General features: G+C 37.2%; 28 protein-coding genes. 5 read left to right on the top strand and 23 right to left on the bottom strand.

Features of this window, described 5'->3' with window-relative positions; all coding sequences use genetic code 11:
• Positions 1-52: 52 nt before the first annotated feature.
• Together CVT15_RS03625 and CVT15_RS03620 are read left to right on the top strand one after the other, a co-directional pair.
• Positions 53-706, top strand: a complete 654-nt coding sequence (locus CVT15_RS03625; protein ID WP_107897973.1) for a uracil-DNA glycosylase — start codon at positions 53-55, stop codon at positions 704-706.
• Entirely contained in the window at positions 703-1,953 is a 1,251-nt protein-coding gene (locus tag CVT15_RS03620) for a hypothetical protein (RefSeq protein WP_107897974.1), read from the top strand. The genes CVT15_RS03625 and CVT15_RS03620 overlap by 4 nt, the downstream gene beginning before the upstream one ends.
• Positions 1,954-1,997: 44 nt before the next feature.
• Here CVT15_RS03620 and CVT15_RS03615 read toward each other — a convergent pair whose 3' ends face one another.
• The 14 genes from CVT15_RS03615 to CVT15_RS03550 all read right to left on the bottom strand — a co-directional run bounded on the left by CVT15_RS03615 (position 1,998) and on the right by CVT15_RS03550 (position 13,308).
• Entirely contained in the window at positions 1,998-2,387 is a 390-nt protein-coding gene (locus tag CVT15_RS03615; protein ID WP_103576688.1) for a YbgC/FadM family acyl-CoA thioesterase, read from the bottom strand.
• 9 nt (positions 2,388-2,396) lie between these two features.
• Complete coding sequence (locus tag CVT15_RS03610) at positions 2,397-2,549, bottom strand: hypothetical protein (RefSeq protein ID WP_159070237.1); 153 nt, start codon at positions 2,547-2,549, stop codon at positions 2,397-2,399.
• A 10-nt stretch (positions 2,550-2,559) separates the two neighbouring features.
• Positions 2,560-3,732, bottom strand: a complete 1,173-nt coding sequence (locus CVT15_RS03605; RefSeq protein ID WP_103576687.1) for a Cj0814 family flagellar-dependent secreted protein — start codon at positions 3,730-3,732, stop codon at positions 2,560-2,562.
• A 116-nt stretch (positions 3,733-3,848) separates the two neighbouring features.
• On the bottom strand, positions 3,849-4,373 hold the full coding sequence (locus CVT15_RS03600; protein WP_103576686.1) for a threonine/serine exporter family protein: 525 nt from the start codon (positions 4,371-4,373) through the stop codon (positions 3,849-3,851).
• On the bottom strand, positions 4,366-5,148 hold the full coding sequence (locus tag CVT15_RS03595) for a threonine/serine exporter family protein (protein WP_103576685.1): 783 nt from the start codon (positions 5,146-5,148) through the stop codon (positions 4,366-4,368). The genes CVT15_RS03600 and CVT15_RS03595 overlap by 8 nt, the downstream gene beginning before the upstream one ends.
• On the bottom strand, positions 5,132-5,611 hold the full coding sequence (locus tag CVT15_RS03590) for a DUF4149 domain-containing protein (RefSeq protein WP_103576684.1): 480 nt from the start codon (positions 5,609-5,611) through the stop codon (positions 5,132-5,134). Before CVT15_RS03590 ends, CVT15_RS03595 begins: the two co-directional genes overlap by 17 nt.
• Positions 5,612-5,621: 10 nt before the next feature.
• Positions 5,622-6,434, bottom strand: coding sequence for a peptide chain release factor N(5)-glutamine methyltransferase (prmC, locus tag CVT15_RS03585; RefSeq protein WP_103576683.1), 813 nt, complete (start codon positions 6,432-6,434; stop codon positions 5,622-5,624).
• Positions 6,424-7,626, bottom strand: a complete 1,203-nt coding sequence (locus CVT15_RS03580; RefSeq protein WP_103576682.1) for a M48 family metallopeptidase — start codon at positions 7,624-7,626, stop codon at positions 6,424-6,426. The genes prmC and CVT15_RS03580 overlap by 11 nt, the downstream gene beginning before the upstream one ends.
• An 11-nt stretch (positions 7,627-7,637) precedes the next feature.
• A complete protein-coding gene (locus CVT15_RS03575; RefSeq protein WP_103576681.1) occupies positions 7,638-9,011 on the bottom strand; it encodes a sodium-dependent transporter in 1,374 nt (457 codons plus the stop codon).
• A gap of 179 nt (positions 9,012-9,190) precedes the next feature.
• Positions 9,191-9,631, bottom strand: a complete 441-nt coding sequence (locus CVT15_RS03570) for a hypothetical protein (RefSeq protein ID WP_103576680.1) — start codon at positions 9,629-9,631, stop codon at positions 9,191-9,193.
• A gap of 106 nt (positions 9,632-9,737) precedes the next feature.
• Entirely contained in the window at positions 9,738-10,538 is an 801-nt protein-coding gene (locus CVT15_RS03565; protein ID WP_103576679.1) for a 3'-5' exonuclease, read from the bottom strand.
• Positions 10,535-11,182, bottom strand: a complete 648-nt coding sequence (gene rpe / locus CVT15_RS03560; RefSeq protein WP_103576678.1) for a ribulose-phosphate 3-epimerase — start codon at positions 11,180-11,182, stop codon at positions 10,535-10,537. The genes CVT15_RS03565 and rpe overlap by 4 nt, the downstream gene beginning before the upstream one ends.
• Before the next feature lie 9 nt (positions 11,183-11,191).
• On the bottom strand, positions 11,192-12,514 hold the full coding sequence (locus CVT15_RS03555; RefSeq protein WP_196088086.1) for a hypothetical protein: 1,323 nt from the start codon (positions 12,512-12,514) through the stop codon (positions 11,192-11,194).
• Between the two features lie 47 nt (positions 12,515-12,561).
• A complete protein-coding gene (locus CVT15_RS03550) occupies positions 12,562-13,308 on the bottom strand; it encodes a hypothetical protein (protein WP_107897976.1) in 747 nt (248 codons plus the stop codon).
• A 173-nt stretch (positions 13,309-13,481) separates the two neighbouring features.
• On the opposite strand from CVT15_RS03550, the gene rpmB reads away from it, so the two are divergent.
• From rpmB to CVT15_RS03535, 3 genes are all read left to right on the top strand, one after another.
• Positions 13,482-13,673 carry a 50S ribosomal protein L28 gene (gene rpmB, locus CVT15_RS03545; protein ID WP_021090707.1) on the top strand — a complete coding sequence of 64 codons (192 nt, stop codon included), beginning with the start codon at positions 13,482-13,484 and terminating at the stop codon, positions 13,671-13,673.
• Positions 13,674-13,696: 23 nt separating this feature from the next.
• Positions 13,697-14,827, top strand: coding sequence for a potassium channel family protein (locus CVT15_RS03540; RefSeq protein ID WP_021090478.1), 1,131 nt, complete (start codon positions 13,697-13,699; stop codon positions 14,825-14,827).
• 115 nt (positions 14,828-14,942) lie between these two features.
• On the top strand, positions 14,943-15,143 hold the full coding sequence (locus CVT15_RS03535) for a YdcH family protein (protein ID WP_021091004.1): 201 nt from the start codon (positions 14,943-14,945) through the stop codon (positions 15,141-15,143).
• A gap of 25 nt (positions 15,144-15,168) precedes the next feature.
• Here the strand turns inward: CVT15_RS03535 and epsC are convergent, their stop codons facing one another.
• The 9 genes from epsC to leuS form a co-directional block, all read right to left on the bottom strand.
• On the bottom strand, positions 15,169-15,720 hold the full coding sequence (epsC, locus tag CVT15_RS03530) for a serine O-acetyltransferase EpsC (RefSeq protein WP_084041512.1): 552 nt from the start codon (positions 15,718-15,720) through the stop codon (positions 15,169-15,171).
• A 4-nt stretch (positions 15,721-15,724) separates the two neighbouring features.
• On the bottom strand, positions 15,725-16,630 hold the full coding sequence (gene cysK, locus CVT15_RS03525; RefSeq protein WP_072594893.1) for a cysteine synthase A: 906 nt from the start codon (positions 16,628-16,630) through the stop codon (positions 15,725-15,727).
• A 118-nt stretch (positions 16,631-16,748) separates the two neighbouring features.
• On the bottom strand, positions 16,749-17,417 hold the full coding sequence (locus tag CVT15_RS03520) for an endonuclease III domain-containing protein (RefSeq protein ID WP_103576448.1): 669 nt from the start codon (positions 17,415-17,417) through the stop codon (positions 16,749-16,751).
• Positions 17,414-18,178 (bottom strand): ATP-binding protein, encoded by a 765-nt coding sequence (locus tag CVT15_RS03515; protein ID WP_103576447.1) that lies wholly within the window; start codon positions 18,176-18,178, stop codon positions 17,414-17,416. Before CVT15_RS03515 ends, CVT15_RS03520 begins: the two co-directional genes overlap by 4 nt.
• Positions 18,175-21,120 carry a transcription-repair coupling factor gene (gene mfd / locus CVT15_RS03510; RefSeq protein WP_103576446.1) on the bottom strand — a complete coding sequence of 982 codons (2,946 nt, stop codon included), beginning with the start codon at positions 21,118-21,120 and terminating at the stop codon, positions 18,175-18,177. The genes CVT15_RS03515 and mfd overlap by 4 nt, the downstream gene beginning before the upstream one ends.
• Positions 21,101-22,303, bottom strand: a complete 1,203-nt coding sequence (locus CVT15_RS03505) for a Mur ligase family protein (protein ID WP_103576445.1) — start codon at positions 22,301-22,303, stop codon at positions 21,101-21,103. The genes mfd and CVT15_RS03505 overlap by 20 nt, the downstream gene beginning before the upstream one ends.
• Positions 22,300-23,874 (bottom strand): GGDEF domain-containing protein, encoded by a 1,575-nt coding sequence (locus CVT15_RS03500; RefSeq protein WP_107897977.1) that lies wholly within the window; start codon positions 23,872-23,874, stop codon positions 22,300-22,302. Before CVT15_RS03500 ends, CVT15_RS03505 begins: the two co-directional genes overlap by 4 nt.
• Entirely contained in the window at positions 23,855-24,394 is a 540-nt protein-coding gene (gene lptE / locus CVT15_RS03495; RefSeq protein WP_072594887.1) for an LPS assembly lipoprotein LptE, read from the bottom strand. Before lptE ends, CVT15_RS03500 begins: the two co-directional genes overlap by 20 nt.
• Positions 24,395-24,397: 3 nt before the next feature.
• On the bottom strand, positions 24,398-26,863 hold the full coding sequence (leuS, locus tag CVT15_RS03490; protein ID WP_107897978.1) for a leucine--tRNA ligase: 2,466 nt from the start codon (positions 26,861-26,863) through the stop codon (positions 24,398-24,400).
• Positions 26,864-26,869: the final 6 nt, after the last annotated feature.

Raw genomic sequence — 26,869 nt, 5'->3', positions numbered from 1 at the left:
AGCTTAAAAAGCCATAACTCAAACTTTAAGCAAATCAAGTTATAATCCAAAAATGAATTTTAATGAAGATAATAGGCTTTTAAAAAAATTATTTTTCTTAAAACTAATTGGTTATAAGTTTATTGATAAAAATTTTCTTAGTCTAAGCAATTATCATGATTACAACAATGTTGATGAGCTAAACCGCGAGATAAAAAAATGTTCTCTTTGCCCTTTGCGAAATAGCTCAAAAGGCGTAACAGCTGGCATCGGCAATGAAAATAGCAAAATCATGTTTATATTATTTTCTAAAAAAAGTGGCCCTTATGAAAATAATAGTAAAATTTTTTTAGAAAATGCCATAAAAAAAAGTTTAAATTTAGATATAAAAGAAATTTATATAAGTTCTCTACTTCGGTGTGAAATTTCACAAAATGATGATAAAAGTCCGATTTTAAGCCGTTCTATTGAACTTTGTCGTCCTTATTTGTTTGAAGAGATTAGGCTGATAAAGCCAAAGATAATTGTGACTTTAGGAGAGAAAGCCTTTATGCATTTATATCCAAATTTATTGCTAAAAGGCGGATTTTCAAGCATAAGAGGCAGTATTTTAAAAAATGAAAATAGCCTTATTTTACCAACGTTTTCGCCAGAGTGGATCAGCAAAAATCCTAGTTTTGAAAATATTTTTATAGATGATTTAAGAAAGATCAAAGGAGTGATATGAGAAAAATTTTACTTTTTTTAGCCATTTTTTCGACTATTTTTGCATCGCAAGATGAGATAAATTTTGAGAGTAATGTTACAAAAGACCAAAGTCTATCAAGCATATCTCCAGCAAAGATTACTTATATAAATTTAGAACCAGAATTTTGTGATAATGCCTGCTTAAATGAGCTTATTAAGTCTGATTTACTGGCTAGTTTTATGGCAAGATTTGAGCCAGCAAAAATAGACGATAACGCTCTTTTAGAGCTTTATATCTCTCTTGGCGGTGAAGCTATTTTAAAAGTTAATAAAAACGGCAAAATCGCTGTAATCATCCCACAAAAGATTATAAAATCTTATGCAAATGTTGTATCAAATGCAGTCTTAAGCTATGTCTTAAAGCAAGACGCAGATATTGAAATCAAATTTATAAATAGCAACGATGAAAGCCCACAAAGTCTTACAAATGCTATGCAAACGGCTAGAGTCCAAGGCTTTAATTATTTTATCGCAGCCCTTACATCAAATGGTGCAAACATTATAAATTCGCTAGTTCTATCAAATGAGCTTATCTACATTCCAAGTGTTCATAGCTCTTTTATCATAAATCCAAAGCCAAATTTGATCTTTGGTGGCATTGATTATAAAGAGCAAATTTCAGCTTTGCTAGCTTACTCGAATGAAAAGATAGTTGCATTTGACGACGGTAGTTCATTAGGACAAAAGTTAAATGAATATGTCCGCATGCAAAGTAGCGATTATCATGAAGCCTCTATCGTAGCCAAAGATATAAATTTAAATGATACTTTAAGCAAAAAATCCAAATTTAATGATGCAAGTATATTTTTAAACATCCCAATCGTCAAAGCTTCTCTTGTAGCAACGCAGATGAGAGGCTTTGAGATAAAACCATACGCACTTTTAAGCACGCAGATAAATTTTTTACCAAATATCTTTAATGCCATCGCACAAAGAGATAGACAAAATCTTTTCATCGCAAACTCACTAAATCCTATTAACGACTTATTTTTGGGGCTTGGTGATCTTTTTGATGTGGATTTTAGATATTCTCAGATCGGTTATTCAAGTGCTTTTGGTGCCGAGTATATATATACAAATTTTATAGATAAAAGTGCTGATAGAATTTTTACCGAAAGAGTTGAAAACTCACAAGTTTTATATGGAGTTAAAATTTATAACGCAAAAGGCGACCACTTTGACGAAGCAAATCAAGAAATTTTGCTCGATCAAAATAGCTCGATGTAAAAGCACAAAGTGGCTAAAGTCAAATTTCTAAACTTAGCCACGATCTAAAATTTAGAATTCTCCAAGAATTTCCTTATCTCGTCATTTATCTTTGCAAGTCTCTCTTCTTTCATAAAGGCTAACGTAATCGTCGCTTTAAAAAGTAGCTTTTCGGCATTTTTGTCATCAAATTTATAAATTTCTTGCTCCAAAACAAGACTAGCTTTTTTAAGCTCTAAAATTTTGGTTCTAACAAATACTTCATCGCCAAGCACAGCAGAAGCTATAAATTTAGCCTCCAGCGACGAAACTACAAAGTATCCGCCCTCTTTTGTGAAGTTTAATCCAGCCTGAAAAAATGCTTCACTTCTGGCTCGCTCACAAAATTTAATATAGTTTGTATGATAGACTATGCCGCCCGCATCGGTATCTTCGTAGTAGATTCGTATTTTCAAGGCCGCTCCTTAGGCTTTTACATTAAGCCCAATTTTACTGAATTTTCTTAAAAACCCCATTATATCCGCCTCTTTTTCCTCGCGTGCTTTTAAATTTTGCCTGCGAGCGCCGCTAAAATCAAGATTTGCATTTGCGTTAAATCCGTTTACGCCGCTTATCATATTAATCCTTTTAAGCCTTTATATCCACGCCCTTAGCATTAAATTTTATTATCGCTTCAAGTTCTTCTAAATTTTTTCTAGTATTTTGCTCTAGCTCTTTGTCGTATTTTCTGTTTTTACCCAGCATCTTTTGCGTTCGCTTTTCTCGCTCTATTAGCTTTTCTAGGCGTTTTTGCGCCTCTTTCATATCCTCTTGCATTATTTCAAAGAGGCTTTTTGATTCTTTGCCGTCGTCACTGACGTTTATCTCGCCGACAAATTTTAAACTCCTCGCAAAATCTACAAAATCTTTTAAATCTTGAGGCAATGAATCTACTAAAGATTGCGAGTATTTATCGTATTTATGCCCGTGCAAGTCGGTAAAGGCTTTAATTTTTGCTTGGTACTCTTGTGAGGATATGTTTTTGTCCAGACCGTTAATCTTGCCGTGATAGGTGGTTTCACCTTCTATGGCGTGACTATTTTTGTTTAAAATGCCTACCAAAAGCCCGCCTTTGGTTATATTGCCGTCTTTATCGGTATATTTGTCTTTTGTAGTATCAAAATACATCCCGCTGTTTATATCCTCTTTGCCGCCGCTGTTGCTGTTTAATATATCAGTAGATGGTTTTAAGCTCTTATGCTCTGAGTAGTAACCAATCGTGGAGCTATTATAAAAAGTAGTCGTTATGCTAGTTCGTTCATTTCTTTGAAAGCTACTATCGGCTCCCATATAGTCTGATATTTTGCTATGAAGCTTTAATACCTTGAGCGTTTTATTGTCGTATTCGTATCCTTGAGGAAATTTAGCGAGGTCTTCTTTGTTAAAACTTTCTTTGGAATTTAAAACGTCCTCGCCGACTACTTGGGATAAAATTTTATATGCATTGCCGACTGTTTTGGTTATATCTATGTTTTTAAAATCGGCTTTTAAAATTCCCGAATTAGTATTTACGTTCACGAGCGATTTTAAGGTATCTGAGTGGATTTTGTAGTCCTTTGGGATACCTGCGGCTTCGTTAAATTTGGACGTAAAATATCCGTCCTCATCAACTTTATAGCCTAAAACTTCGTTAAATTTGTGCTCGACCGTATCCGGCTGCGAGATTTCATTTTTATATATGATTTGACTCTTTATGCTATGTTTTTCGTTTAGCTGAAAATTTTTAGCGACACTCGAAAATCCGCCGATACCGCTTAACATCATAAATCCTTTTAAAATTTCGTTTTAAGCTATATCGGCAAAAATTAAAAAATATCTAGTAAAAATAATAAAAACTATCAAAAAGCCATACAAAATTTCTATGCCGAAAGTTAAAATTACTCGCGCATCTTTCTCGTCGCCAGATCGCACCTAGCACCGCGAGTAATCATCAAGGACTGATCGTAAAATAAAATAAGCACCACAGAAACCCCGACGCCAAGGGCTAGCGAGACCGTCGTGGTCGTGATCGCGTTATCGAAAAATATGATTAGATATTCGTTTTTCTTAGCGATATCAGTCTCGTTTAGAAACGAAAACAGCGCCAAAATGCCCTTATACGCGTAAACTCCCGGCACCATCGGCAAAAGCGCGGGAAATGCGATGATCTCGGCGGGCACTTTTAGCCGTTTGGCAAAGAGCATACCTAAAATCCCGCTTAAAAACGAGACGATAAGCGTGGCGACGCTGATGTTAAAAAATCCCATCTGCATGATCCAAAAGCGGCTAGCGTGCGCAAACGCCGCAAGCAGCGCACAAAATGCGAGAGTCCTTTTAGGCGGCGAGCTAGCGTAGGCAAAGCCAAGCCCCGCCACCGCGGCAAAAGCGCCGTCTATAAGAGTCGCAGTAAAAAGCTCAAACATGTAAAATCTCCGCATTGCTAAGCGAGAGCGTGATATAGACGCCCACTGCTATGCAAAGTATCAGGATGCCAGTGCTCACGGCCCTGCTGATGCCTACGAGTGTGTTGTCGTTTAGGATATCAAAGACCGAGTTTATGAGAAAAACGCCCGGCATCAAAAATAGTATCGACGAGCCGATAGCCACGTCGCTAGTGTGCGTAAAGCCGTAAAATACGCCAAGATAGGCGATAAAAGAGACCGCAAACGAGACTAGAACGTACTGGATTTTTAAATTTACGCCCATTTTAGCAAGCGCAAATCTAAGGCTATACCCCACGAGCGTAGCGAAAAATACGCATACGACCGAGCCCATATCGCCGCCAAAAAGCTTGCAAAACGCCGCATTTGCAAGGCTTATTAAAATAAGCGAACTTGCAAATTTATTCGCGCCGATACGCATGACGCCCTCAAACTGCTCTTTGGCCTCGTTTAAGCTTAAATTTTCATCCAAGATCCTCCAACTAAGCGACGAAAGCTCGGAAATACGGTTAAAGCTCACCTGCCCCAGAGGGATCTTCTTCACGTAGGTTCGGCGCAGGGAGTTGTCGGCCGAGTCCATGACGCTAATGGTAAAATACTTCACGAAAATCGTCACGCTAATGTCGTAGCCGTAGTGTTTAGCTATGCGATCTACGCACTTTTCTACGCGCGCTGTGTAGGTGCCAGCACTCACCATCGCCGTCGTGTATTCGGCTAAAAAATTTGTTAAAACTTGAATATCAGGCTTTGCGTTCATTTTGGCTAATCTTAAATTTCACAAAAAATAAAATGATTTGCAAAACAAGCATGATTTTCATCACATATTCACTCGCACTATGCATTTTGGCAAATTCAGCCGTCTGTGTCGCGTCAATACCCAAATTTTGAGCGTAAACTATAAAAGGCGTAAAGAAAAATACAAAACTCAAAGCTAAAGCCAAATTTAAAAAAGCAAGCATTAACATGCTAAATTTTAGTGAAAAAATAAGCTTTTTTCTAAGATCAAATAGCTCGCCAATCATTATAACTATACTTACAAAAAGCAAAATATAATTAAATTTCAAAAATATCTTTGTCATCATTTGGCCGCTCATAAAATGCGTAAGTATGCCATCTCCTATGATGCTTTGTGGGAAAAATATGACTGGCGCCACCAAAATACCAAGCGTTAGCTCAGCTCCTATAAGTACTGCCAAAAGCAAAAAATAAACTCCTCTCAAACTCTCTCCTTTATATTTTTAACTTCGCGCAAAAGCCTCTATCAAAGCCAGCCAAATCCTTGTAAAAGCTATATTCAAAACCATTGGCCTCTAAGAATTTTTGCATACTTGCTTTTTGATCGTACCCCATCTCACAAGCAACGTTTTTGATATTGCGATCTTTGGCTATGAGAATAATGTCTTTTAAGATTTCATCTCCTACTTCGCCTCCAAAGAGCGCACTTTCTGGCTCATTTAGTACAAATTTACTAAGTTTATAGCCTTTTGCAATATATGGTGGATTTGAAACCAAAATATCAATATCTTCTAAAATTTCATCCACATAAGAGCAGTTTAAAAATTTGATCCTCCCACCTACATCAAATTTATCTGCATTTTTTTTAGCAAGCATCAAAGCCTTTTCATTGATGTCTGTCGCTACAATATTTGCATTTGTTTTTAGAGCTAGCATGATACTAATAATTCCGCTTCCTGTGCCTATTTCTGCGATCTTTGGTTCATTATATTCGCGTGAAATTTCTATTACTTTATCCACTAAAATTTCTGTTTCAGGTCTTGGGATAAGTACTCCACTTTCCACGTAAAAATCAAGCCCATAAAAGCTAGCTTTACCAGTTATATATTCAAGAGGCTCGTAGTTTTCATACCTTTTAACTAGAGCAAAATAGCCGCTCTCGTCAAATTCATTTTTTTGATTTAAAAATATCCATTCAATGCTCACATCAAGATAGTTCATAAGCAAAATTTTAGCCACTCTACTTGGATTTTGGCAAAGCGAGCTTAGCCTTAAACTAACCTCTTTAAGAGCTTCTTCAATTTTCATTTTCCAGCTCGTTTATACGCTCAAAGAGGCTTGGGTGCGAGTGATAGACAAACGCGTAGAGCGGATGAGCCTTCGGAAAGGCCTTGTTTTCGGAGCCTAGCTTTTTTAGCGCGCTTATCATGTCGGCTTTGTTTGAAACCTCGCCTGAGAATTTATCGGCGTCAAATTCGTTCGCGCGGCTAAAATACGAGCTCACCGGCGAAAATAAAAATCCGAAAATCGGCGAAAAAAGTAGCAAAAACACGATCACTCCGCCGCCTCCGCTATGAAGCCCCAGCGCCTGATACGCCGCGTCTGGGATGTTGCCGAATATAAAAAACATCGCAAAAAGCATAACCGCGCTTAGGGCGATCATTTTTAGGATATCTTTGTGCTTAAAATGCCCCAGCTCGTGCCCCAAAACGGCGATTATCTCATCTAAGCTTAGTTTTTTAACGAGCGTGTCGAAAAGCACCACGCGTTTAGTTGCGCCAAGGCCGCCGAAATAGGCGTTTAAGCGGTTATCGCGCTTACTGGCGTCTATCGTAAAAACGCCGCTACTTTTAAATCCGCACCGCGCTAAAAGCCCTTCTATGCGGCTTTTTAGCTCGCCCTCTTCCAGTGACTGCATCTTATTAAAGATAGGCGCGATGAGCGTTGGGTAGATGAGATTTATCACAAGCGCGACCGCAAAGCTAAGCAAAAACGCCCAAAACCACCAAAAATCGCCCAAAAATCTAATACAAAGCAGCACCAGCCACACAAATAGCGCGCCAAAAACCAGCGTTAGTGCGAGCGTTTTAAGTAGATCGAGCACGAAAATTTTGGGCGTTACGTTTGAAAAGCCGAGCCTTTTATCTTTGACGAAGGTTTCGTAAATATTTAGCGGTAGTTCTAGCAGCGACGAAACGAGCAAAAATACCATAACCATAAAGACGTTATCGCCTATATCTCCCGTTTTATAGGCATGCCCTGATATCGTGCCAAGCCCCCAGCACGCCCACATCATAAATATCGCGGCGTGATAGAGAAGGCTAATTAGCTCAAATTTTTGATTGCTTATCGCTACGGTGGCGGCGGTTTTATACTCCCCCTGCTCTAGCACGACGGCCGGCTTTTTAGCCTCTGCGCGTATAAAATTTATCTGCAAAATTGCCAAAATCGCCTTTGCGGCGACGTAAAAAAAGTAAATACCGAGTAAAAAATAAAACATATTTTTACGCCCTATTTCAAAAAATTATCGTAAAACGAGCTGATAAAAAGCACCAAAATGATAAACGGTACGACGAATTTGATATACCAAAACCAGATATTTATTAGTTTTGCATGTTTTTCACTACCTTGCAAAATCTCTTTTTTTGCATCATCTTTTAGCACCCAACCTACGAATATTGCACAACCAAATGATGTAAATACAAAAAATATTGTTGCGCTTATTGCATCATATGCATCAAAAATATTCTTACCAAAAATGCTTACGTGACTTAGTATGTTTGTAGCCATCAGCGAAGGCAAATTTCCTAAAATAAATATACCTCCAAGGACTAAAAATATTGCTTTCTTGCGTTTTATTTTAAATTTTTCTTGAAGTGTTGTGATTATTACTTCATATATTGGTAGCGATGTTGTAAGTGCAGCGATCATTAATAGTGCGAAAAACGCAACCGCGAAAAAACCACCAAATGGCATGTGTGAAAAAACGATCGGCAGGCTCTTAAACACGAGGCTTGGGCCGCTATCTGGCGATACACCGTAGCTAAAAAGAGAAGGAAAAATCATAAATCCTGCAAGCACGGCAATTACCGTATTTAAAATACCTGTAATGATAGAAATTTTAACCAAACCCTCATCCTTTTTCACAAAGCTAGAAAGCGTGATCATCACACCAAATCCAAGCGAAAGAGCAAAAAAGACCTGCCCCAAAACATCAACAAAAAGCTTTAAATTTATCTTTGAGAAATTAGGTGTTAAGTAAAATTTTACGCCCTCTATTGCACCATCAAGTGTGATATTTTTAGCGATCATAATAAGCATTAAAATAAAAAGTAGCGGCATTAAAAATTTCGCTGATCGCTCGATACCACCGACCGCACCTTGTACCAAAATAGCGTAATTAACTAGCACAAAAACAAGAGTCGCAAAGCTGATAGCAAGTGGATTGCTTACGATATTTTGCTCATAAAACGCACTTGTCTCCTCAAAACTAACCACATGTGAGAGATCAAGTAAACCAAATGAAATTTGGGCGATATAGTTTAGCACCCAGCCGCCAATAACCATATAGTAAGCCATGATACCAAAAGCACCAACAAGCCCCATCCAGCCAACGATCTGCCACTTTTTGCTGATCTTTTTGCCATTTATTGATCCACCAAAAGCATCCACAGCGTTGCATTTTAGACGTCTACCGATCGCGTTTTCAACTAAAATCATCGGTATGCCAATCACGATCATCGCGATACAAAACACGAGCACATAGGCACCACCACCATTTTGCCCCACCAAATACGGAAAACGCCACGTCGCACCAAAGCCGACCGTAGCTCCTGCAACAGCTAAAATGTATGTGAGCCTTGAACTCCAAGATTTTCTATCCATCTTTTTGCCTTTATGAAAAATAGGGATTATATAAAAAAATTGATTAAATTTTGCTAGCAACAAGCGGTGTTAGGATGCAAGCCCAGTTTTTTGTTAATTTTAAGAATTTTTACGAATAATTTTTCTTTCACGTTTTGTTTTTATGAACAATTTTAGACAACTGCTTAAAAATAAATTTATTAGTGCAAAACACCAAATTCCACATATCCCTCCATCGCAATAAACAATATCCAGCCCTCCTTGGGACTACAAAAATAGTGATGCTCTGGGATATTTTCAACTATAAATTTTAAAAAATCGTAAAAATCCTCAGGTGTAAATTTAATCTCTATATTTGTTAAGTTGTCGCCGATGTAGTTTATATCGCCACTTAAAATTTTACTTTTGATGCTTAGATTTGAGCTGAGGAATTTTTTAATGTCTGCAAAATTTTTATATTCAGCCGTTTTGTAATCTTTTAAATTTTGCAAAACTGGCTTTGAGCCAATGAAGGTAAAATTTTGCTCTATAAATTTCGCCCCATCGTTACTCACGCACCACTTATTGCTAAAATTTGATAAAAAAGCGAGTATCTCATCGTCAGCTGAGATAAAATTTGAAACTAAATTTTTCTGGCTCATTTGCCTCCTTTTTTGTAAAATTTAGCAAACTGCCCACAATCCTTTAAAAACAAAGATCGCATAAAAATTAATGATTAAATTTAGGATTATGGATAATTTTTTACCGCTAATTCGCACACAAAACTGGTTCAGGTTTTAGCTTCACACTTGGAGCTGTTTTGCTAAAGCTTATGAGATCCTCTGTAGTTTGGATACTAAAAGGTAGGCGTGTGAGGCAGACTTTAAAAATTTCAGCTGCTGCTATTGCGTCATTTAACGCTCTGTGGTGGGTATTGTTTATGCCAAGAAGCTCTTTTAGCGAGCCAAGTCCGTATTTTTGCGAAGCAATAGTGCGGCGACTAAGATCGATGGTACAAAGCTTTCTATTTAGCAACACGCCAAGGCCGATCTCATTTAGGCTATGAGAGATAAATCCGTAGTCAAAATTTACGTTGTGCGCGATAAAGGCGCTAGTTCCAAGAAAAATTTTGAACCGCTCAAGTACATTTAGTAAATTTGGAGCGCCAACTAGATCGCTCGCCTTTATGCCGGTTAGCTCGGTGATATTTTCAGGCACCACATTAGCTGCTACAAAGCTTTCAAAACGCCCTATCTCAATGCCATTTTTCATTTTTATTGCACCGATTTCAATGATCTGTCCGCTCGTCGTACCACCAGTCGTTTCGATATCAACCACGCAAAATTCCTGCTCACTAATATCTCTAAATCTCGTGCCAAGCTCGATCTCATTCTCTTCATTTCTGGTGATGTCAAGCCCAAGGGTTCGCCACATATCAAGATCACGAACGTCAATGAGCGACGAAATTTCTTCAATATCACTAAATCTTAAAATAAACTCATGATAGCTTAAATTTTGCCTAGCTAAAATTTCAATGCTATTTTCTAAACGCTGTTTTTTTGGTTTCAAAACTCAAGCTTTATGGCGCGGATGGCTTGTTCGTAAGAATTTGATGAGAAGATGTAGTTGCCAGCCACCAAAATATCAGCTCCGGCCTCTTCAAGATCAGGTGCATTTAGTCCATTTACGCCGCCGTCCACTTCAATGAGACACTTGGCGTTTTTACGCTCTATTAGCTCTCTTAGCGCCCTTGTTTTTTCAAGCACAACTGGCATAAATTTCTGACCGCCAAAGCCAGGATTTACACTCATCAAAAGCACCATATCGACTTCATCAATGATATGCTCAATCGCACTAACTGGCGTGTGTGGATTTAGCACGATGCCAGGGCTAACGTCATTTTTCCTGATGTGATCAATGAGTCTCATTGGGTGCTTCTCTTCTTCGATGTGAAAGGTTAGAAATTTTGGCTTTAGCGGTAAGAAAAGGTCAGCAAAAAATGAGTTATTTTCAACCATCAAATGTATATCAAGCGGCTTTGTAGCGGCCTTTGCAACGGCATTTACCACAACTGGTCCGATGGTTAGATTTGGCACAAAATGCCCATCCATAACATCAACATGCACCAGATCGCACCCAGCCTCGCAAATGGCTCTTATCTCAGCTGCCAAATTTCCAAAATCAGCCGATAAAATACTAGGTGCAACATACATTTCTTCTCCTCACTTGGTTACAAATACAAAGCCTATTTCATCATCTTTTACATCTAGTCTATTCATGATGCCTACACTATTGTGATCGAAAAAAACATCATCAGATAAAATTTTAGGCAAGCTAACTTTTACTTTTATGCCTTTTTGCCAAAGATGAGTCAAAAATTTATCTGTAATGATACTAAAAATTTGAGAATATCCACTTAAATAATCATTTGAATCATTGCCTTCAGGCATAAAAATAGAGCAAATTTTGTCTAATTTATCTTTTTTTACTCCAAATAGCACTCTTGCGTAAATATCACCATAATACTGAACACAAATACGCAAATAATCGCACTCATCCTCTATGTCAAGTGCACTAACTTTGGTATCAACACACAAAATTTCTTCTTCTGCTAATTGTGAGATAATTTTGCTCGCAATTTGCGTCACATAAAATGAAATTTGAGCAACGCTCTTGTTAATATCTACCGGCTCTGCATCAAAGTCTCTTTTTTTAAGATAAAAAATAGTGTCGTCTTTGTAAAAGTCATTTAAATTTTTATAGATAAATATATTTGCATCTTTAAGATACGTTACTAATTCAATAGATAAATTTGATTCGTTTATGCCACAAAGCGAAATAAATGCACCTGATCTTTTGCTAATGCTAGCAAGTTTGATTAGAAATTTTGCACCCCTTATATTTAGAGCACCGGAAATATTTACCCATAAAATAAAAAATTTATATCCGATTTTTAGCATAATGTCATGAGCTGACATATCAAAATCTTCAATAAAATCTGAGTCCATAAAACTTTTTATGGCATAAATAACGACACCATCTTTTATAAAAGTATCTATCTGATTTTGTCTTAATCTTACATGATTTAGCTGTGATACTGCATAACTATATAAATTCTTTTTTTTATTAAACTCGGTCGCATCTCTAGCCTCAACCACATTAAATGAGCGATTTTTGAGATAATTAGCTAAATAGTGCTTGTACTGCTCAGTTGAGTTATAAATGAATACTTTGTCATTTGCATTGTTTAGAAATTTATTTAAAAACAAGCTTGCGATATTTTCACTTTCAAACATTGAAATATTTAAAATATTCTTAACTGTTCTCATCATCAATTCATAAAAAATTTCATTGTAATCGCAAATCGCAAATACCACGCCAAGTTTTTGCGCTTCTTCGCTTAAATTTTCAATTACTCTACCAAGCCAAATAGGGCTAAAAAATGTAACATTTTTTAGTGAAAGCAGTATAGCACTGATATCACGCGATGAAATTTGGTTTATATATTTTTCACTTAATTTTAATGGAACATTCTCTGCTTCCAAAAAACCAAAAGGCCTTATAATTGCCATAGAACCATTAAAAGTTAATTTCATTTTTGTAGAGCTTTTTTAATAAATATAATGGTTTGCATCTCTGGATAAACATTGATATCTAAAATTTTATCAACTCCAAAATCATAAAATTCAGACCTGCTGGACTCATAAGAGAGTAAAATTTTAAAAAAACAAAGCATCTCTTTATCAATCTTGCTTAATGATTGCTTACTCATATTCATTGCTTTTAAAAAAATATCCCAAAGACTAAAGCCATATTTTTTTTGTAAAATTTTATTATAGCTTACATCAGAATACGAAATAACATCTGACATATAAGATGGAAATTTCGAAAATAAATTCTCACACACTATAATACAGGCTATAGAATACGGAGCAAGCGATAAATAGTTATAGTGCTTTTCTTTAAAAGAATTTAATACCTTTAGCCAATCTGATAAAATTTTAGCATTAAGCTCTATCAAATCGACTATTTTAAAATTAAATACCTTATAAATTTTTGGGGATTTTAAAAATATAAAATAAGAAAGCACTATCGCTCTAAAAGTATCAATGCCAAGCATATTTACTATTACTACCAAATCGTTGCCATCATAAGGAATATCAAATTTTGCACGTTTAAAAATGGAGTTAAAATAAGTTTTAAAAGATGCTATATTTTGTAAAGTAGTAACTGCCTCAGTTAGATTACCAGCTAATAAAAAACGCTCGACCTTTTCAAAAAGAGTTGGCATCTGTAAAACAAAATCAACATTTTTTTCGATCAACTCTTTACTAAGCATTTTATATCACTCAAGATTTCTAAATATTTTTGCTATTTATAATTATAGGCAAAGGTGTTATTTTATCTAGATTATTAATAAAAATCAATTCTTTTAAAAAAGAATCTATTTAAGCATTACTTTTGTTTGTTTTAGATAAAATCAGCAGAAATTTTTGTTTATAAGGAAAAAAAATGTCAAAAAGATGTGCGATAACAGGCAAAGGACCGATGATAGGCAACAATGTGAGCCACGCTAACAATAAAACTAAAAGAAGATTCTTGCCAAATCTTAGAACGATTCGCGTTACACTAGAAGATGGTACTACAAGAAAGATAAAAGTTGCTGCTTCTACTCTAAGAACGATGAAAAAACAATCAAACTAAGAATATAAAATGAAGAGGAATTTATGTCTTTTCTCTCAAGACTTTTAAAATTCCTCAACTGGTCAAACTCTACAAAACCAGAAATAAGCCTAGATACTGAGCTTTACGAACAATTAAAACCTTTTAGATTTCCACTAATTTCAGTCGTATTGCTGTTACTTTTTGGAACATTAGGTTATGTCTTAATAGATAATTTCTCGCTAATAGATGCCTTTTACCAAGCTGGTATGACTTTTACAACAGTTGGCTTTACCGAAGTTGCTCCAATAACTCCAAAGGGCAGAATTTTTACTATCACGTTTATACTTATTGGTTTTATTATATTTACACTATCGATCGGTATTGTGGTTGAGGTTTTAAAAAGAGGTACATTAATTAGCATTTTAAAGGAACGACGCATGCTTTATAGGATCGCAAGACTAAAAAATCACTTCGTTATTTGTTATCACAATCTATACACAATAGAACTTAGTGCTCAATTTCGCGAAAATCATATACCTTTTGTAGTGGTCGATGACAGAGAAGATATCGCAGAGCTAGCTCAAATTTATAAATATCCATATTTCATAAAAGCTCAGCCACATACACAAATTGCCTTTTTAAAAACACATCTATCAAGCGCAAAAGGTCTTATAACTCTTAGCTCAAATATTGCTGATAACATCGCCCTTATAGCATCTGTAAGACTTTATGAAAAAGAGATAGGTCGCAGAAAGCCTTATCATATCATCACAAATGCAGAGACAGAAGACGATACGCAAAGATTAAAAAAATTAGGCGCTGACAATGTGGTAAGCCCATCTCGCTTAGTCGCACAGCGGTTAAGTGCTATGAGCGTAAGGCCGGACATGGAAAATTTATTAGAGCAGTTTTTGTATACAAAAAATTCACCTATCGATATAGAAGAAATTCTTGTGCCTGATTATTCTTGGATAAGATTTAAAAGATTAAAAGAAACTCATCTACGAAATATAACAAATGCAGACATAGTGGGCATTAGAGATATAAATAATAATTTTGTACCAATGCCAAATGGCGATACATTAGTGGGGACAGGATCAAAACTTTTGGTTATCGGTACCGTTGATGGAATACGTCTAACCAAGCGTGTTGTAAAAAGCAAACACAAACCTGAAGAATTTAAATACGTATAAAATAAATTTTTCTACTCGCTCTTTTTAAAAATTTAAGCAATAGCTTAGCGCCTTTTTTATATCCAAGTATTTACAAAGTCTTGATAAAATTTCTCAAATTTTTATAGGAGCCGATATGTTACATGAATATACAGACCTTATAAATGAGCTAAAGAAAACAGATGCTCGTTTTGCTGCTCTTTGCAAAAAGCATGATGAACTAAATAAAAAAATAGACGACAATCTGGCAAAACCATCTGAAATTGATAATTTAAAGAAAGAGAAGTTAAAACTAAAAGACGAAATTTATGCTCAAATTTTAAAGCATAAAAAGTAAGAATAAATTTATCTAGTCTTTGAGATTAGATAATAAACTCTGGTTCAAATTTTGTCCCATTTACTCGAACTATTCTCGCTGGTATACCAACGACTGTCGCGTTTGCTGGGACATTTTTTAACACGACTGAGTTTGCGCCGATCTTAGCATTTTCACCGATAGTTATGGCACCTAGTATCTTTGAGCCAGCTGCGATAGTCACGCCATTTTTTACAGTCGGATGCCTTTTGCCACACTCTTTTCCAGTGCCTCCAAGTGTTACTTGATGATACATCATTACATCATCGCCTATCTCAGCTGTCTCACCGATAACCACACCCATGCCATGATCTATAAAAAATCTCCTACCGATCTTTGCGCCAGGGTGGATCTCGATGCCTGTTAAAAATCTTGCAATTTGTGAGATGAGTCTAGCTAGAAAAAAATGTTCTTTTTTATATAAAAAATGAGAAATTTTATGAAACAAAACCGCATGGATGCCAGGAGTGTTTATAAGTATTGCTAAAAAGCAACACTTATGTACCGATGGGTCTTTTTCACGGACGGTTTGAACTAGCTCTTTTAGACTCTCCCACATATTTTTATGCTCCGTAAAGCTCTGTGCTTAAGTATCTTTCGCCATTATCTGGAGCTATGAAAAGTACTTTTTTGCCAGCGCCAAGTCTTTTAGCCACTCTTTTTGCAGCCACGTAAGCAGCACCACCGCTTATACCTATCATGAGTCCATCACTTTTAGCGATTGCTCTAGCTGCGTTTAGTGCGTCATCGTTGCTTACTTTTTCTACCTCGCTAACTAGGCTCATATTCATAGTATTTGGTAAAAATCCGGCTCCAATGCCTTGAATTTTATGTGGTCCTGGGTTGCCACCACTTAAAACCGGCGATGCTTCAGGCTCAACTGCGATGATCTTAGTATCATAGCCCTTTTCTTTTAAAATCTTTGCTACGCCACTTATTGTACCACCTGTGCCAACACCAGCTACAAATGCATCAAGCTTACTAAAATCAGCCACAATTTCAGCAGCTGTTGTTAGTTCGTGAGCTTGTGGGTTATACTTGTTTTCAAACTGGCTTAGCATTATATGATTTGGCTGAGCTGCTAGCTCTGTAGCTCTTGCGATCGCTGCTTTCATACCACCAGACGCTGGAGTAAGCTCAAGCTGTGCGCCATAAGCAGCCACTATTTTGCGTCTTTCGATACTCATGCTCTCTGGCATGCAAAGTATCACTTTAAAACCAAGTGCAGCACCGCACATCGCTACACCAATGCCAGTATTTCCACTCGTTGGCTCAACGATAGTATCACCATATTTTAGCGTACCGTCAGCTAGCATTTTAGTTATCATATTAAATGCGATCCTATCTTTTACAGAGCCACCTGGGTTAAAAAACTCTAATTTTACATAAATTTCGGCTTCATCAGCACCTGTTTTTATCTTTACAATAGGTGTATTACCAATCGTTTTAACGATGTTATCGTAAATCATCACTCCTCCTAAATTAAATAAGATAAATTTTGTGTAAATTTAGCACAGAATTTTAAAATAGACTATAAAAAGCCCCAATCTTTGGCAAATTTATAAAGAGTTGTTACATATTAGTAGTTTAATTTTTAATGCTACTTAATATTTTTTGACCATTTTGGCTTAAAATTTTACCTTTGAAATTTTCTTTACAAAACTCCAAAATAAGAGCATGATAGAGCTTTAAAATTTCAACTTCATCAAATTCCTCGCTATCAAGAAATTTATAAATTTCATCATAATCAAGCGAGCTAAGCCACTCAGCCGCCTCGTCATAGCACTCGAAATTATAGTCAAAATACGCCACTATCCTAAGCGCGTAAGCATCAACGACCATATAAGGCTTGCCGCAAGCATATGCCAGTATCGCATCACAAGTCTCAGCCCCAACGCCTTTTACATTTATTAGCCACTCGCGACTGGCATTTTCTTTAAAATTTTCAAAATCGCCAAACTCGTTTTTTATGGCTAGACAAAGCGTTTTTAGCCGTTTGGCCTTTGTGTTATAAAAGCCACTTGGCTTTATGAGCGTGGCAAGCTCGCTGTTTTCAAGCGCACAAATGCCTTGCAGGCTATCTTTGCTCGCTTTTTTTAGATTATCTAGCGCTTTTTCTACATTTTTCCAGTTGGTATTTTGCACCAAGATAGCTCCCAAAACAACCTCAAAAGTGCCCTCGCCCGGCCATTTTAGCTCGTCTAAATTTCTCTTTTTGTGATTTAGCAGAGCTAAAAACAGATCAGTTGATCTCATTTTAAATTTTCTTTAAATGTGAGATAAAACTGCTTTGCAGTCCTGCCACTTCTGCTAGCTCTAAGGGTGGCGAAATTTTTAGCAAGTGTGTGAAGCTCGTCTTTGTTGCCAGTGTAATCTTTAAAGTAAAAATCGACCATTTTTAGGTACTCATCGTAGTTACCCTGATAAAAACTAATCCAAAGACCAAAGCGATCTGAGAGTGAAATTTTCTCCTGAGTTGCGTCGCTATAGTGGATTTCGCCGTCTATTAGCTCTGAGTTTTCATTTTCACTTTTAAACTCGCTTATTAGATGTCTGCGGTTTGATGTGGCGTATAAAAGCACGTTTTTTGGAGGCTTTTGGATAGAGCCGTCCATGATAGGCTTTAGAAATTTATACTCATTGCTGCCATTTTCAAAGCTTAGATCATCGCAAAAAATAATAAATTTAAACTCACTTTTTCTAATCTCGTCGATGATGTCGCCAAGGTATTTTAGATCTTCGCATCCGAGCTCAACTATGCGAAGTCCTGCTTTATAAAATTTAGTAAAAACAGCCCTTACGAGACTTGACTTGCCACATCCTCTCTCACCCCAAAGAAGCACGTGGTTTGCATCCTTGCCTTCGATAAAATTTAGAGTATTTTTTAGTAAAATTTCTTTTTGTTTTTCCAGCCCATAAAGTGAGTCGATATCAACAAAATTAATATCATCAACTGGTTTTAGCATGCCTTTTGTACTTCTGTAAATCGCTGCATACTTCACGCCCCAATCTATCACTTCTTATCCTTTCTTAGATAGACCAGAATTTCAGCCAATACATCGTCATCATCCTTGCTACGTGACTTTAACCTGATCTTCTCATCATCATTTTTTGTTATTAGTATATTTTGCTCGCTATTTAAGATCGTTTTTATGCCAGCTTTTAGAGCTAAAATTTTGATGATAATGACGTCTAAAAACTGCTTTGTAAACGTATCTATCTTGCCAAATCTATCCTCAAGCTCGCTCTGAATTTCATAGACTTCACCCACCTCTTTACATTTACTAAGACGTCTATAAATTTCAAGTCGTAGTCTATCTTCTCTTATAAATTCTTGATTTAAAAAGGCGCTCACACTAAGCTTTAGATCGATCTTGTCAAGCTTTGCAGAGTCTTGATTTAGCAGTTTGTTTATTTCATCTTCTAGCATTTTTAGATATAGCGAGTAGCCGATAGCCTCGATGTGGCCACTTTGTGCCTCGCCGATGATATTACCACCACCCCTTATCTCAAGGTCGTGATAGGCTAACACCGAGCCAGCGCCCAAAAATGAGTTGCCCTCAAGTGCGACAAGTCGTTTTAGTGCGTCTTTGCTAATGGCGTTTTTGTCTTCCACCAAAAAGTAGCAGTAGGCCTGCTTGTCGCTTCTACCCACGCGTCCGCGCAGCTGATGCAGGTCAGCCATGCCAAATTTATTGGCATTTTCTACGATTATGGTGTTTGCATTTGGCAAGTGGATACCGCTTTCAACGATGCTGGTGCAAAGTAGTAGGTCATACTCGCCCCGCTCAAATTTCATCATCTCATCTTCGGTGACTTTCGCATTTACCTTTGAGTGAAGTATCAAAATTCTAAGCTTTGGCAAAATTTTTCTTAGATCATTTGCCGTCTGCTCGATGTCTGCGATGTGGTTGTGGATGTAAAAGGTCTGACCGCCGCGTCTTAGCTCACGCATGATCGCCTCTTTGACGACCTTTTCGTCCCACTCTCTCACGCTTGTTCTCACATCCAGCCTTGAGCTTGGCGGAGTGGCTAAAATGCTATATGTTTTTATCTTGCTAAGCGCCATATTTAGGCTTCTTGGTATCGGCGTGGCGCTCATGCTTAAGATGTGTGAGTGCTGAGAAATTTCTTTTAGCTGCTCTTTTTGCTTAACGCCAAATTTATGCTCCTCATCAACGACGATAAGCCCTAAATTTTCAGCCTTTACCCCAAGAAGCGCATGCGTACCCACGCAAACTATGGGCTCATTTTCTTTTAGTGCTTTTTGCAAGCTTGCCTTTTCTTTAGCGCTTGAGAAGCGATCTAGCCTAAAGACCTTTATGCCAAATTTGCTAAATCTTTGGCTTAGCGTCTTGTAGTGCTGCGAGCTAAGAAGTGTCGTTGGCACGAAGAAAAATGCGCTAAAGCCTGATTTTATGCAGGTAAAAATGGCATTCATCGCAACTTCAGTCTTACCAAAGCCAACATCTCCGCTAAGCAGCCTATCCATAACTTTTCCGCTTTTTAGCTCATCTTTTATATCATTTACCGCCTTTTGCTGATCACTCGTATATGAAAAGCCAGCATCTTGGACGAAATTTAGATAAGAGATGTCCTCTTTTTGTAAAATCTTGCCTGCGATTAGCTCCCTTTTTGCCGCCATCGCTACGATCTTTGAGGCGATCGCGAAGAGTTTTTCTCTAACCTTCTCTTTTATCTTGGCAAAATTTGCCTTGCCAAGGCGATCAAGCACCGCCATAGAGCCATTTTGCGCGATATAGCGATCTATCAAATTTAGATGCTCAACTGGCAAAAGAAGCTTGTCGTCATTTTGATAGGCGATAACCACAAATTCTTTCGTAGCACCCAAAACCTTGATCTTTTCAAGCCCCAAAAAACGGCCTATGCCATACTCTTCATGCACGACATAGTCATTTACTTTTAGCTCATCCACCACGAGGCTTGAGCGTTTAACTCGCCTTTTTTTCTCAAATTTATTTAGTGAGACTACGATCTTGTCGCTTGAGGTTAAATTTACCACAAGGGGCGAAATTTCAAGCTTTACATTTGTAAAGCCATCAAGCTCATAGCCCTTAAAAAGCCCCTCGTTTCTTGAAAGAACGGTTATATTTTTGCTCTTATTTAGTTCAAAAAAGTCAAAATTTAAAGTAACTTCTAGGTCTTTATAGACCTTTGGCTCAGGCAAAATTTCAATGCCCTTAAATTTCTCCTCAGATGCGTCATAAATTTCAAAATCGATCTTCTTAACCAGCTTTGAGTCAAAAACTTTTAAATAGTCGCTAAAGCTATCTATCGCCCAAAATCCAAGCGAATTTAGGTCGCTCACCAAGGCGTCGCTTTGCATATCCTCGATCTTTTGGCTCACTTTTTCAAACTCATCTTTGCTTAGATTTGCGATAAATGGCACGATCTCGGCTTCGCTTAGCTCATTTTTGTTGCTAATTTGCGTGGCGGTGTTATAGTTTCTAATGCTCTCTACCTCATCGCCAAAGAGTAAAATTCTAACAGGATCATCCATATTTACGCCGTAAATGTCCACGACTTCGCCACGTATGCTAAACTCGCCAACGCTCTCAACGATATCGACGCACTCGTAGCCAAAGCGTATGAGCAAGTCGGCAAATTCGTTTAAATTTAGACTGTCTTTTAGCTTGATTGTTGAGCTTTCTAGGTTTTTTTGCGTTGGAAGTGGGTTTAAAAGGGTGCTAAATGGGCTTATGATGATCTTTTTGCCATCAAATTTATAGTATTTGCTAAGAACGGATGAAATTTCAAAGAGCTCTTCGTTAAAACTTCTTAGATCATCTCCCTTTTTAGCTCTAAAATCAGGCAACCTAAATGCACTAAAACCAGCAAAACTAGCCGCATCAGTGCAAAGAGCTGCCTCCTTATCATCTTCACAGATAAGAATTTGCGGAGCGTGTGTTAAGAGATACTCATAGACCTTTGCTTGCATAGTACTCTTTTAAAAAGGCTTCAACTAGATGAAATGAGCCAAAAGCTAAGTAAATTTTGCCGTTTTTTGCCTCTTTTATATCGTTCATATCGCTTGACTCAAACTCTCTATGAGAAATTTCAAGCTCGTTTAGCGCTTTGTTTATGAGCTCTCCACCAAGCTCCCTGCCCTCGCAGTGGTAGTGATAAAGCAGCACGCCCTCGATGACTGGCTTTAGAGCTGCCAAAACTGCCTTGAAATCTTTATCCAAAAATGAGTTATAAACTAGCGTTATCTTCTTGCCGTTAAATTCATCAGAGCTAAATTTATTAGCCACAGCCTTTGCGCCAAGCTCGTTGTGACCGACATCAACGTATAAATTTGAAGCGATCTTTTCACATCTGCCACGAAGCGTAAGAGCACCAAGCTTTTTTATGTCTATACTGCTATCTAAAATTTTAGCCGCAGCGTAGGCTAGAGTTAAATTTGAGCGTAAAAACTCTGGTAGATTAAATTTATCTGCATAGTTTGCGATCTCGTTTAAATTTTCTTTGGTTAAAATTTCTCTTGGGAAGCTCAAAATTGTGCCCCTCTCGCTTGCAATCTCTTTTGCGATAGCAACGCTTATCTCGTTCATCTCATCATTTAAAATAGCTCTTTTGCCCATAGCTTCAAATTTCGTGCGTGAAATTTCTTCCAAGCTATCTCCAAGAACTGCAGTATGATCGAGCCCAATAGGTGTAAAAATGCTTAACTCTTTTTCAAAGACATTTGTAGCATCCAGCACGCCACCCATGCCAGCCTCACAGACAAAGTAGTCACAACCCTCAAAAAGCACCGCAGAAAGCAGCGTCATATACTCAAAATAGCTCGTTTTTATCTTGTATTCATCACTTAAAAGAGCTTGTAATCGCTCGTGAGCCACCTCTAAAATTTCATCGCTAGCGACTTCGCCATTTAGCCAAAATCGCTCGTTAAATTTAAATATATGTGGGCTCGTGTAATGCCCTACTTTTGCCCCTTTTTGGCTTAAAATTTGTGCTAAAAAGCGGCCTGTGCTACCTTTGCCATTTGTGCCGATGATGTGGATTATCTTAAAAGGTTTTAGATGACCTTTGATCGTATCATAAGCCCTTATGATCCTACCATAGTCGATCTCTTTGTAGTAAAGTGGCTTGCCATCAAGAAATTTCGCTAGGCTCATTTTTCCTCGATTATCTTTGGCATTACTTGATTTCTGCCATTTTCTTTTGAGAGATAAAGCATCTTATCAGCAGCTTCAAGCGTCATCGTCTCACTTAAATTTGCACTTCTTGTCGCTATGCCGGAGCTTATAGTAACCTTGATACGCTCATTTTTATAGATAAATTTAAAATTTTCTATCATACTTCTTAGCTTATCTCCAAATTTAACACTATCTTTTAAGCCAGTACTTGGAAGTAAGATTACAAATTCTTCGCCACCATATCTACCAACGAAATCAACCTTTCTAGCGTTTTTCTTAAGTACTTGAGCTACCGCCGAAAGTATAACATCTCCAGCCTCATGCCCATAAGTATCGTTTATACTTTTGAAAAAGTCAATATCAACAAAGCATATAGAGTAATCAGTCCCATAGCGTTTATATGCCTCTTCAATGCGTTGAATCTCGTTCATCAAAGCACGCTTAGTAGATACTTTTGTCAAAAAGTCCTCTTTGCTCTCCAGTTTAGCTTCCTCAAGCTCTTTTTCAAGGCTGTTCACTCTATTTTGAAGCTCTAAAATAGTAGCTTGTCTATTGTGCATCTCGATACCAAGCTCTTTACTCTCGATCTCCAAAGCACCAGCGATCTCAATAAGCATGCTTCTTACTTGATCAATGCTATTTGTATTTAAATTTACATTTTTTAGATCATTTTTAATGCTTTTTACTTTATCAGAACTACTTTGCGAGCTAACTGCAATATCAGAAATTCTCTCGCTTATATTTTGCAAGACATTATTTAGCGAACCAACTTTTTCTATGATTTCTGTTCTATCTTCTTCTATTCTTCGATCAACAAATGCCTTTACCTTTTCTTGAAATTCTTTGCTATTTAAGGTTTTAGGATTTTGCTTCAAAGTACTTCTTATCGTGCTAAGCTCTTCATCAAGATCCTTTGTAATAGAAGGTTCAAGAGTAAGGCTTAAAAGCTGAATCAAAACATCTTCTTCGCCATCTTCATCTTTTTGTGTAAGAAATTTCTCAAGTTCAGAACTCATCGTCCTTAAATCATCAAAATTTCTAACACCATAATATTTCAAAAATTTTAAAAATTCAGTGTCGTACGAGCTAACAAAATCAAACCATCTAAGGCACATTTCTTCAAGATTTTTCTCATCATATCTTCTAGCAAGTAGCTGCATACTTTGCTCTGCTAAGCTTTTTGCATCTTTATTGTGAAGCATTGAGATAGCTTGTAGAATTCTTCTAGCAAATGCGTTTAGTGATTGTAGTTTTTTATCATCAGTCGCAAGTCCTGCTCCCTGTTGAGCACCTCTAGAGAGCCTGGCAGTCATAAAAGCGACAAACTCATCGACCGTCTTTATATGAAGGCTTAGGGCTTGATTTTTATATTCATCGCCAAGCCTTGAGATATATTTTTCTATCTTTTTACTCTCTTCTGTTGTAAAGCCATATTTTTTAGAAATTTCATTATATACTTCAGTGTAATTCTCTGGCGTTAGCATCAAATGACGATCTTTGATCTCATTTAAGGCCTCCTTGACTATTTGACTAACGGTTACTGCTGCCATTTCTATATCCTTTTACAGCTAAACTTGCGATATACTCATCAAAGGCCTCTTTTGATGCCTCTTTGATAGCTTCGTATTTTTGAGTATCACTAAGAACGCTGTCAGCAAATCTTACATCTTTTTGACGTCTTGCGACACTAAAGTCATACTCGCCAGTGGCTGGAATATCAACTACGCTACCATCTTTAAATTTAGTCTTATAATTTAAGCTAAGATGTGCTTTGTATGACGTAATGTAGCCAAATTCATCATAAATAATTGCTTCGTAATTTAAATCTTTTACCGAAATAATTATCGAAGTATCAGCACTCTCTTTACTTGATAAATTTTTATTTAGCCTTGCGACCATGCCCTCTTTAACAGCGTCCTTTATCCAAACGCTATTTTTTGGTTCTTCTTTGCTGATAATCACATCAACGTAAATTTTATCGCCAACTAGATCATGTGTGATCTTTGAAACTGGTTTATAACCACATCCGCAGATAAATATCGCAATAAAAAACGCTAAAAAATATCTCAAAATTTATCCTTTAATGACAAAATTTACTAATTTGCCTTTTATATAAATCTCTTTTAAAATTTCTTTTCCTTCAAGCCATTTAGCTACGTTTTGCTTAGCTAGTTTTAAAATTTCATCCTCGCTCTCGCTCGCTGCCACTTCAAACTCGGCTCTTTTTTTGCCATTTACTGTAACTGCAAGAGCAATGCTATCTTTTACAAAGACCTCTTCTTTTACAGCTATCTTTGTGAAATTTTTTCTACCAAAAAGCTCCTCACTAAGCTCATTTGCAATGTGCGGCACGATAGGCTCTAGTAAATTTAAGATGATGAAAAAGCCTTCAGTATTTACGTCTTCATTATCTTGTGCGTTTAGCGCATTTAGTGCCTCCATGCATGCTGCAATCAACGTGTTAAAAGCAAATGTATCGCCAAAAACCTCGGTTGATTTTTTAAGCGCTTCATAAATTTTTAGCCTTGCAAATTTCTCATCTTTGCTTAAACTCTCATGGTCTATAGTTGGGATTTTATCCATCTTTTTGATAGTTTGTGCCTTTTCCCAAAGTCTATTTAAAAATCTAAATGCACCCTCAACTGCACTGTCATTCCACTCAAGCTCTTTTTGAGGAGGAGCAGCAAAAAGTATAAAAAGCCTTGCCGTATCGGCGCCATATTTATTAATAATATCGTCAGGATCTACGACGTTGCCCTTGCTTTTACTCATCTTTTTGCCATCTTTTAAGACCATGCCTTGAGTTAGCAAATTTTCAAATGGCTCGTCGTCTCTTAGATAGCCAAGATCTCTTAAGACCTTTTGGAAAAATCTAGCGTATAAAAGGTGCAATATCGCGTGCTCGATGCCGCCGATATACTGATCTACGTTCATCCAGTAGTTCACGCTCTTTTCATCAAGCGCTTTTTGCTCCCACGTCTTCTCATCACTTGCAAATCTAGCAAAATACCAGCTACTCTCCACAAATGTATCCATCGTATCAGTCTCTCTGATCGCGTCTTTGCCACATTTTGGGCACTTTGTAAATTTCCAAGTTGGGTGTTTGTCAAGTGGGTTGCCCTCGCCTGTGATCTCAACATCTTCAGGCAGTGCAATAGGCAAATTTTCCTCTTTTTCTGGCACTACGCCGCAGCATTTGCAATGCACGACAGGTATTGGCGCACCCCAGTATCTTTGGCGAGAAATTCCCCAGTCTCTTAGCTTATAGTTTGTGATCCTTTTGCCTAAACCATCTTTTTCAAATTTCTCTATTATAAAGCTTTTAGCTTCCTCTGAAGCAAGACCGTTTATCAGCTCAGAATTTATGGAAATTCCATACTCTGAATATGCCTTAGAGCCGTCGCTCTCGCCCTCAAGTGGCTTTACGACTGGTTTTATAGGTAGATTAAATTTAGTTGCAAACTCAAAGTCTCTTTGATCGTGAGCAGGTACAGCCATGATAGCACCGCTACCGTAGTCAGCTAAGATGAAATTTGCCACCCAAACTGGAATCTTTTCATTTGTGAGCGGATGAATGACGTAAATTCCTAAAAACTCTCCATCCTTTTCACTAACTTGACGCTCTCTTGGGCTTTGATTAAGTATGGCTTTTATCTTTGCCTTTTTATTTTCATCAAATTTAGCATTTTCAAGTAGTGCTTTTACGATAGGATGCTCTGGCGCAAGGGCTGTGTAGCTAACGCCGTAAATCGTATCAGGCCTTGTTGTAAATACTTCAAAGCCATCAAATTTACCACCCAAAGTCTCTTTTGATGCCTCATCAAGGCTAAATTTAAACTCCAAGCCGTAGCTTCTACCGATCCAGTTTTCTTGCATTGTGATGACTTGATTTGGCCATTTACCTTCAAGCGTTTTTAGATCATCTAGTAGCTCGCTAGCATATTTTGTGATGTTAAAGTAATATCCTGGAAGCTCTTTTTGTACAACCTCGTTGCCGCATCTCCAGCATTTGCCGTCCTCTACTTGCTCGTTTGCAAGCACAGTTTGATCGTATTCGCACCAGTTTACAACGGCACTTTTTCTATATACAAGTCCTTTTTCAAACATCTTTATAAAAAAGCTTTGCTCCCACTTTGTGTAAAGTGGATCAGATGTGGCTAAAATTCTCTTTTTAGAGAATGAAAAGCCAAGGCTTGCAAGCTCTTTTTTCATATAATCGATGTTTTCGTAGGTCCAAATTTTAGGGTGAATTTTATGTTTTATGGCTGCGTTTTCAGCTGGCATGCCAAAGCTATCAAAGCCAATAGGATGAAGCACGTTATATCCGCTTTTTCTATATGATCTAGCAAGTGCATCACCGATAGAGTAGTTTCTTACATGCCCCATATGTATGCGTCCGCTTGGATAAGGAAACATACTTAGGATATATTTTTTTGGCAAACTTAGATCGTCTTTTGGTTCAAATTCCTCATTTTTATCCCAAATTTCTTGCCATTTTTTTTCTATCTTTAAAGGCTCATATTTTCTCTTTTCAGCCATTTTTTC

The organism is Campylobacter concisus (genome assembly GCF_003048595.2).
Lineage (GTDB): Bacteria > Campylobacterota > Campylobacteria > Campylobacterales > Campylobacteraceae > Campylobacter_A > Campylobacter_A concisus_L.
Note: the sequence above shows the minus strand (reverse complement) of the source record. Positions and strands in the feature narration are given on the sequence as shown.